The following is a 7667-nucleotide window of genomic DNA, read 5'->3' on the forward strand; positions in this document are numbered from 1 at the left end:
AGTACGCATTGGGTGGAGTATCTGGGTCTGGGTCTGGGTCCGGGTCCGGGTCTGTGTCTGGGTCCGGGGCGGGCGCTGGGTCAGGCGCTGGGGTCCTGTCGGGTTTCCCGGCGAGCGTTGCAGCTGCCGAGCGAGAGTCCGGCGTCGCCGCCACGGCTGTCGTCACGGCGCTGATCGATGGGCGACGGTCCGTCTCGTCGGTGCTCGACGCCGAGTTCTTCGCCGCCTTCGAAGAGCTGGCCGCTCGCAAGCGGATGCTCGACGCGACGATCTTGGAGATGTCGGCCGAGCTGCTCGGGCGAGACGAGATCACGCCCGTGGCCTTCTCCGGTTCTCTGGTGCGTCGGGGTGGGTACCGTTCCGTGCACGAGGCCGTGCGGCAGACCTTCGGCCTTCGCCGGGCCGAGGCGGCCAAGCTGCGCGAGGTCGCCGAGGCGACGCGCGAGCGCATCAGCATGACGGGCGAGACGCTTCGGCCCGCACGGAGCCAGGTCGCGGTCGCTGTCGCGGAAGGGAGGGTGACGCTCTCCCAGGCGTCGGCGATCGTCGCAGGGCTGCGCGAAGCGGACGGCAGCGTCGACATCGCCGACCTCGATCGCGCAGAGTACGAACTCGTCCAGGCAGCCTGCGGGCTCACCCAGGAGGACGACGAGCCGGCGTCGCCGGAGCGTCTGGCCAAGCAGGCCGCCGTGTGGGTGGCCTTCCTCGACCCGGACGGTGCGGAGCCCAACGCGGAACGTCAAGCCGCGAAGCGAGGGCTCTCCTTCACCCGTCGCGCTGATGGCATGGTGCAGGCCAGGCTCCTGGCGACCCCGGAACAGGGCGAGACCATCATGCGTGTCCTCGACGCGTATCTCTCGCCGCGGCGAGAGCAGACGTGTGAGGCAGACGACGAGCCCCGCGGCAGCCTCGCTCCGCAGGAAGAACCACAGATCCGGGACGAGCGCAGCTTCTCTCAGCGGCGCATCGACGCGCTCGTCTCGGTCTTTGCTCAGCACGCCGAGTCCCCGGGTGCACCCCGGACCGGCGGAGAAGCGCCCACCCTGGTCGTGACCGTCACGCGGGCCGGGCTGGTGGGAGCCGCCGAGACGACGGCGGACATCTCCCGCCTCGAGCACAGCGGCGAGCCTGTCCCGGTCGAGGCAGCACGGCGCATCCTCTGCGACGGCATCATTCGGGTTGCCCTCGTCGACGACGACGGCGAAGTCCTCAAGCTCGGCCGCAAGCGAAGACTCTTCAGTCCGGCTCAGCGAAGAGCGGTCTTCGCCCGAGACGGCGGGTGCAGGGCACCCGCGTGCGAGCTCCCCTTCGACACCGTTGAGATCCACCACGTCACACCGTGGTCGAGCGGCGGACGCACCGACACGAGGAACGGCATCGCGCTCTGCACCTTCCACCATCACGAAGTGCACCTGGGGCGACTCACCGTCTCGCCCGCGCAGAGCCGGGCGTGGAAGGTCGAACCGGCAACCGGCCCCAGGGTGGCTCGCGCGCGTATCCGCGAGACTCCGCGCGCGGTCCAGTTCCAGGCGGCACCCAGCAGCGCCGAGGAGGCGCTTGGAAAGATGAGCGCATGACAGCACTTCGCCCTCAGCAGTTTCCGACCATCGAGGCGATCAGGGGGCGCTGGGCGCTCGTGGCAGCCATCGAGACCGCGATCCTCGGCGAGGGTCGCGACAGCTCCCACGCCGACGAGCACGGCTGGTTCTACTCAGACGGTGGCGGCAGCTGGGCTCGGCTCACCCCGCTCCCCGACGGCCGGGCCGTCCTCGCCGGCATCGACCGCGACCACTCCGAGACGCACAGGCGGGGCCTCGACCTCATCACGGGCATGCCCGACTGGGGAGTGGCGCACGTCGAAGCCGCCGTCAGCTCGGAATCGGGACGCCACTGGGAGACTGGCGGGGAACAGCCCTGGCTCGGATTCGTCTACTGGCGCGAGAACGCCGGGGAAGCCTGGCGCACCGTCGACCACGGCCTCGCCGACGGACTCGACAAGCACCTGCTCCCCGTGCTCAGCGAGGAGCAGATGCTCGCCGCCGCCGCCGACTGGTTCGAGGGTGCCGTCATGGACCTCGATGACCCGGAATCAGCTCCCGAGCAGGTCGACGCGGAAGCCGTCCGGCGAGGCGCCGAGCTGGGCCCGGACCTCACCGCCCAGGCGCTCAATGCGGTCCTCCCTTTCGAGGGGATGCACATCGAAGCAGCCGTCCGCGCGGCCCGCGCGTTCTCGGCGGCTCCCCGCTAGTCGCGGCTCCTCGGGCTGTTCGAGTCGAGCCTCGTCGGCTCCGCGCTCGTGGCGGCACCACCGACCGCCTCGTGGCGATCCCGAGCCGCAGCGTCGAGCTCCTCCGCTTCTTCCCCGCCGACCGCCTCGCCACGGGCCACGAGCCCGGCAACATCAGAGAGGGGGATCTGCTTCAGGAAGAGCGACAGCAGGAACGCGAGCGCTATGAATGGCACCAGGTACCAGAACACGGGGGCCAGAGCATCGGCGTAGGCCGTGACGATCCCATCCCGAACCTCGTCCGGCAGCTGCGAGAGCGTCTGCGGGTCGATCGTCGAGGTCGCCGTCGCCGCATCAGCCGGGCTGGCGCCGCTCGCCGTGAACACCGACGTGAGGTTCTCCGTCAGGCGCGTTGTGAAGATCGCACCGAACACCGCAGTGCCGAGTGCCGCCCCAACCTCACGGAAGTAGTTGTTCGTGCTCGTCGCCGTGCCGATCTCAGCGGCGGGCACCGCGTTCTGAACGACCAGGACAACAACCTGCATGATGAGGCCGAGCCCCGCCCCGAAGAAGAACAGGAACACGCAGATGAGCCAAATGGGCGTATCCGCCGTCAAGGTGGTCATCGCCACCATCGCGAGGCCGGTCAGCACCGTGCCCACGATCGGGTAGATGCGGTACCGCCCGGTCTTCGAGATGAGGATTCCCGAAGCGATGGACGTGCCCATGAGGCCCGCCATCATCGGCAGCATGAGCAGCCCCGAGGCGGCGGCCGACGTGCCAGACGACATCTGCAGGAACGTCGGGACGAAGCCGATCGCCGCGAACATGCCGATGCCCAGCGTCAGGCCGATAGCCGTCGCGTTCACGAAGATCGGGTTCTTGAAGAGGCCCAGCGGGATGATCGGATCCTCAGCGCGCGACTCGACGAAGACGAACATCGCCGCCGCCACGAGGAGGCCGAGGCCCCACGCCCACGTGACCATCGACGCCCAGCCGTGTTGAGCATCCGCACCGAAGTCGGTGAAGAAGATGAGGCAGGTCGTCGCAGCCGACAAGAAGATCACACCGAGATAGTCGATGCGCTTCGTCGCCTTCTTGCTCGGCAGCTTCAACGCCACCACGGCGATGACGAATGCCGCGATGCCGACCGGGATGTTGATGTAGAACGCCCACTGCCACGTCAGGTGGTCGACGAAGTAGCCACCCAGTAGTGGGCCGCCGACCGCCGAAAGGCCGAAGACAGCGCCGAGCGGGCCAAGGTACTTGCCGCGCTCGCTGGCCGGCACGATGTCGGCGATGATCGCCTGCGACAGGATGATGAGCCCGCCACCGCCGAGACCCTGGATGGCGCGGAACACCACGAACGCCCAGAAGCTGTCCGCGAAGGCGCAGCCCACCGACGCGAGCGTGAAGATCGCGATCGCGATGAGGAAGAGGTTCCGTCGCCCGAGCACGTCACCGAACTTGCCGTAGATCGGCATGACGATGGTCGTCGCGAGGAGGTAGGCGGTCGTGATCCACACCTGGTGGTCGACTCCGCCGAGCTCGCCCACGATCGTCGGCATAGCCGTCGAGACGATCGTCTGGTCGAGGCTCGAGAGGAGCATGCCGGCGATGAGGGCGCCGAAGATGGTCCAGATCCTGCGCTTCGTAAGCAGGAACTGCGGCGCTGCTGGCGCCGGTGCACTGGTGGTCATGCGTGAGTCCGTTCGAGGAGTGCGGTGCGGAAGGAGAGGGAGGGGGGGGAGAGGAGGGGAAGAGGAGAAGAGGTCTGACAGGAAGAGGGGGCGGCGCCGCCCTCAGTGCTGCAGCACGGCGCGCATGGCGGCGACTCGTCGGAAGACGACCGTCTCCATGTCGTCGGTGTTGTCCGTCGTGAAGAACTCGAAGGCGCTCGCCCGCATGATGGACATGAGGAGCTGCACGGCGGCGGCGGCGCGAAGGTCCCCGGCTGGGAGCCCTTCTCGACGCTCGACGAGGGCGACGTCCCGCTTCTCGTCGCTCGACATGTGCTCGAGCACCCGCTTGAAGAGCTTCGGCTCCTGGTCGATGACGGCCATGACTTCGCGGATGTCTCCCGAGTTCGGCTCCGGGTCGGACTCGCGCCACCGCTCGAGTGCGAGGTGTGTCAGCGCTTCGAGGAGGTCCGGGCTCAGCTGCTCGCTTTCCGGGGCGCCCCCCGCAACGAAACGCTCGTCGAGGTGGGTCGTGTCTCGTCGGGCCGAGATGCCGAGAACAGCGTCTTCCTTTGATGCGAAGTAGTTGAAGAACGTCCTTCGGGAGACGCCGACCTGCTCGCAGAGCTCCTCGATCGTGAAGCCGGGAAGGCCGACGTCGAGGGCGCGGCGTCGGGCCATCGACGAGATGTCGCGGCTTGTCTGCGCCATCTTGCGAGCCCGCAGGTTCATTGCACTATCCGTCACTAGTGCAGTATTGCACTAATTGAGAAAAGTGCAACAAGTTCTGAGCGTGGATGCACGTCCCGCCCGCGCGCATCCCTTGGCCTACGCTGTCCCCTAGTACCCCGAGGAGACCCGATGACCGAGATCCCGCACATCACGATCAGCGCTGGCTTGATCTTCGCGATCATCGACCTGATCATCCGAGTCATCGCGATCATCGTCGTGCCCCGGAATCGGAAGCCGAGCGTCGGCATCGCCTGGCTCATGGCCATCTTCCTCATCCCGTACGTCGGCGTCATCGCCTTCCTCCTCCTCGGCAGCTTCCGCCTTCCCGCGAAGCGCATGGAGCGTCAGCAAGAGGTCACGACCTTCATCAACATGGCCGTCGGGAGCGTCGAGGTCGAGCCGACCAGGCACAGCGACCCGGCCTGGTTCGACTCCGTCGTCGCCCTCAACCGCACGTACACGGCCATCCCTCTCATCAGCGACAACGAGGTCGTCCTGCAGGGCGACTATGAGGCAACCATCGTCGCGATGGCCGCCGAGATCGATACGGCAGAGAAGTGGGTGCACGTCGAGTTCTACATCCTCGCCTGCGATCACACCACTCTGCCGATCTTCGATGCCCTCGACCGGGCGGTCGCACGGGGCGTGAGTGTTCGCATCCTGCTCGACCACATCGCCTCCATCCGCGTGCCGGGCTACCGCAAGCACACGCTGTCGCGGCTCAAGGCCCTCGAGCGGGCCGGCGCCGAGTGGCACTACATGCTCCCCGTCCGCCCCTGGCGCGGCGAGTACCAGCGGCCAGACCTGCGAAACCACCGCAAGCTCCTCATCGTCGACGGCAACTCCGCCTACCTCGGCTCGCAGAATGTCGTCGACTCGACGTACAACAAGCGCGGCAACATCCGCCGCGGCCTCCACTGGCACGACCTGATGGTGCGCCTTGAAGGGCCGGCAGTGCACGCCGTCAGTGCCGTCTTCATCACCGACTGGTACTCGGAGTCGGGAACGATCATCCCCGAAGACCTCACGGACGTCGAGACGATGCCGCAGGAAGCGCGGATGGACTGCCAGATCGTGCCGAGCGGCCCCGGGTACCCCAGCGAGAACAACCTCCGCCTCTTCCTCAACCTCCTCTACGTCGCCCAGAAGTCGATCATCATCACGAGCCCGTACTTCGTGCCGGACGAGTCGATGCTGTACGCCATCACGACCGCAACGGCACGCGGGGTGGTGGTCGAGCTGTTCGTCTCGGAGATCGGCGACCAGGCCATGGTCTATCACGCGCAGCGCTCCTACTACGAGGCCCTGCTGCTCGCGGGTGTTCGCATCTGGATGTACAAGTCGCCCACCATCCTGCACGCCAAGCACTTCACGATCGACGACGAGGTCGCCGTCATCGGGTCGTCCAACATGGACATGCGCTCCTTCTCGCTGAACTTCGAAGTGTCGCTCATGGTGCGCAGCGCGGACTTCGTGGAGGACCTGCGAGAGGTGCAGCAGGACTACCGCGAGCACTCGCGAGAGCTGACGATGTTCGAGTGGCGGAAGCAGCCGCTGCGCTCGACCGTCCTGGACAACCTCGCGAGACTCACCGCGGGTCTGCAGTAGCCGAACCCTGGGTGTTTGCTCCCACTGGAGCAGGGGGCTCGCCGCCGATATCGGCAGTCGGGAGTAATTTTGTGCGTGAGCCCGACTGGGCTCAGATCGGCCGACGCGTGCAGGAGCAGCGAGTCATGCAGAAGATCATCCCAAACCTCTGGTTCAACAAGAATGCCGAAGAAGCGGGCGAGTTCTACGCTTCCAGTTTCCCCAAGACGACGACGTCAGTGGAAGCCCGATACCCCGAGACCGATCTCCTCGACTTCCAGAAGGACTTCGCGGGCTTGCCGCTCGTCGTGGGCGTGGAGATCGACGGATACCGGTTCACGCTCATCAACGCGGGCGACCAGTTCAGGCCGAACCCGTCGGTCTCGTTCATGCTCAACTTCGACTCGCGCGTGCTTGGCGGCGACACGACGTCGGTGCGAGCGAGCCTCGACAAGCTCTGGACTGCGCTCAGCGATGGAGGGAAGGTGCTCATGCCGCTGCAGGAGTATCCGTTCAGCCCGCATTACGGCTGGGTCGAGGACCGCTACGGCGTGAGCTGGCAGCTCATGTTCGTCGATCCCGACGGGCTGAGCACGGCCGACGAGGCACGGCCGTTCATCGTGCCGAGTCTGCTCTTCGGCGCAGCGGCGCAGAACAGGGCGCGCGAGGCCATCGACTTCTACGTCTCCCTGTTCCCTGATGCGCGCATCGGCACGGTCGCCGAGTATCCGGCGCCGTCGGGTCCCGCTCCGGCGGGCGCCATCATGTACGCCGACTTCCAGCTCGCAGGCCAGTGGTTTGTCGCCATGGACAACGGGGCCGGCCAGGAATTCGGCTTCGACTGCGGCGTCTCACTTGAGGTCGACTGTGCCGACCAGGCGGAGATCGACCACTACTGGAACGCGATGAGCGCCGTCCCGGAAGCCGAGCAGTGCGGCTGGCTTGCGGACAGGTTCGGAGTGAGCTGGCAGATCGTGCCGACGAACATGGGCGAGCTCATGGCGAGACCGGATGGCTACGAGCACATGATGCAGATGAAGAAGCTGGTCATCGCCGACTTCTGACACCTACCACCGTGCGGCGTCGGAGGCGCTCGGGTTCGAACACATCTTCCCAGGAACCGTCGGGTCGCCAGCCAGGCGAGCCGCCTACTGTCGCCGGTATGGCAGAGACACACGAAGGCGAAATGCTCGGAGCAACCGAGCCCGATGAGAACGGCACGGAGAAGGACCCGTCGAACTGGGTCACGGGCGACGAGCCGATGACCGGCGCGCAGCGCAGCTACCTCGACACGCTTGCACGAGAGGCTGGCGAAGAGATCCCGGCAGACATCACGAAGGCCGAGGCGTCAGAGCACATCGACCGCCTCCAGCAGAAGACGGGTCGCGGCGAGAGCTGACCGCGGCAAGAGAAGAGGCCAGGCCGGTCGCGTTCAGCGACCG

At 66.7% G+C, this 7667-nt stretch carries 7 protein-coding genes; 5 read left to right on the forward strand and 2 right to left on the reverse strand.

Features of this window, described 5'->3' with window-relative positions:
• The first annotated feature begins 53 nt into the window (after positions 1-53).
• Positions 54-1577 (forward strand): HNH endonuclease signature motif containing protein, encoded by a 1524-nt coding sequence (locus ITJ67_RS11075; RefSeq protein ID WP_194677645.1) that lies wholly within the window; start codon positions 54-56, stop codon positions 1575-1577.
• The gene (locus tag ITJ67_RS11080) at positions 1574-2248 is read left to right on the forward strand and encodes a hypothetical protein (RefSeq protein ID WP_194677646.1); all 675 of its coding nucleotides are present in this window, start codon (positions 1574-1576) and stop codon (positions 2246-2248) included. Before ITJ67_RS11075 ends, ITJ67_RS11080 begins: the two co-directional genes overlap by 4 nt.
• Here the strand turns inward: ITJ67_RS11080 and ITJ67_RS11085 are convergent.
• Together ITJ67_RS11085 and ITJ67_RS11090 are read right to left on the reverse strand one after the other, a co-directional pair.
• Positions 2245-3927 (reverse strand): MDR family MFS transporter, encoded by a 1683-nt coding sequence (locus ITJ67_RS11085; protein ID WP_160073704.1) that lies wholly within the window; start codon positions 3925-3927, stop codon positions 2245-2247. The two genes, ITJ67_RS11080 and ITJ67_RS11085, sit on opposite strands and share 4 nt — an antisense overlap.
• A gap of 102 nt (positions 3928-4029) precedes the next feature.
• On the reverse strand, positions 4030-4653 hold the full coding sequence (locus tag ITJ67_RS11090) for a TetR/AcrR family transcriptional regulator (protein ID WP_323741448.1): 624 nt from the start codon (positions 4651-4653) through the stop codon (positions 4030-4032).
• A gap of 114 nt (positions 4654-4767) precedes the next feature.
• Between ITJ67_RS11090 and cls the strand changes: the two genes are divergently transcribed.
• The 3 genes from cls to ITJ67_RS11105 all read left to right on the forward strand — a co-directional run bounded on the left by cls (position 4768) and on the right by ITJ67_RS11105 (position 7624).
• Positions 4768-6246, forward strand: coding sequence for a cardiolipin synthase (gene cls / locus ITJ67_RS11095; RefSeq protein WP_194677647.1), 1479 nt, complete (start codon positions 4768-4770; stop codon positions 6244-6246).
• 125 nt (positions 6247-6371) lie between these two features.
• Positions 6372-7289, forward strand: coding sequence for a VOC family protein (locus ITJ67_RS11100; protein ID WP_194677648.1), 918 nt, complete (start codon positions 6372-6374; stop codon positions 7287-7289).
• A 98-nt stretch (positions 7290-7387) separates the two neighbouring features.
• The gene (locus tag ITJ67_RS11105; RefSeq protein ID WP_104243732.1) at positions 7388-7624 is read left to right on the forward strand and encodes a DUF3072 domain-containing protein; all 237 of its coding nucleotides are present in this window, start codon (positions 7388-7390) and stop codon (positions 7622-7624) included.
• Positions 7625-7667 lie beyond the last annotated feature (43 nt).

Origin of the sequence: Pseudoclavibacter sp. VKM Ac-2867 (assembly GCF_015351275.1) — a bacterium.
Classification (GTDB): Bacteria; Actinomycetota; Actinomycetes; order Actinomycetales; family Microbacteriaceae; genus Pseudoclavibacter.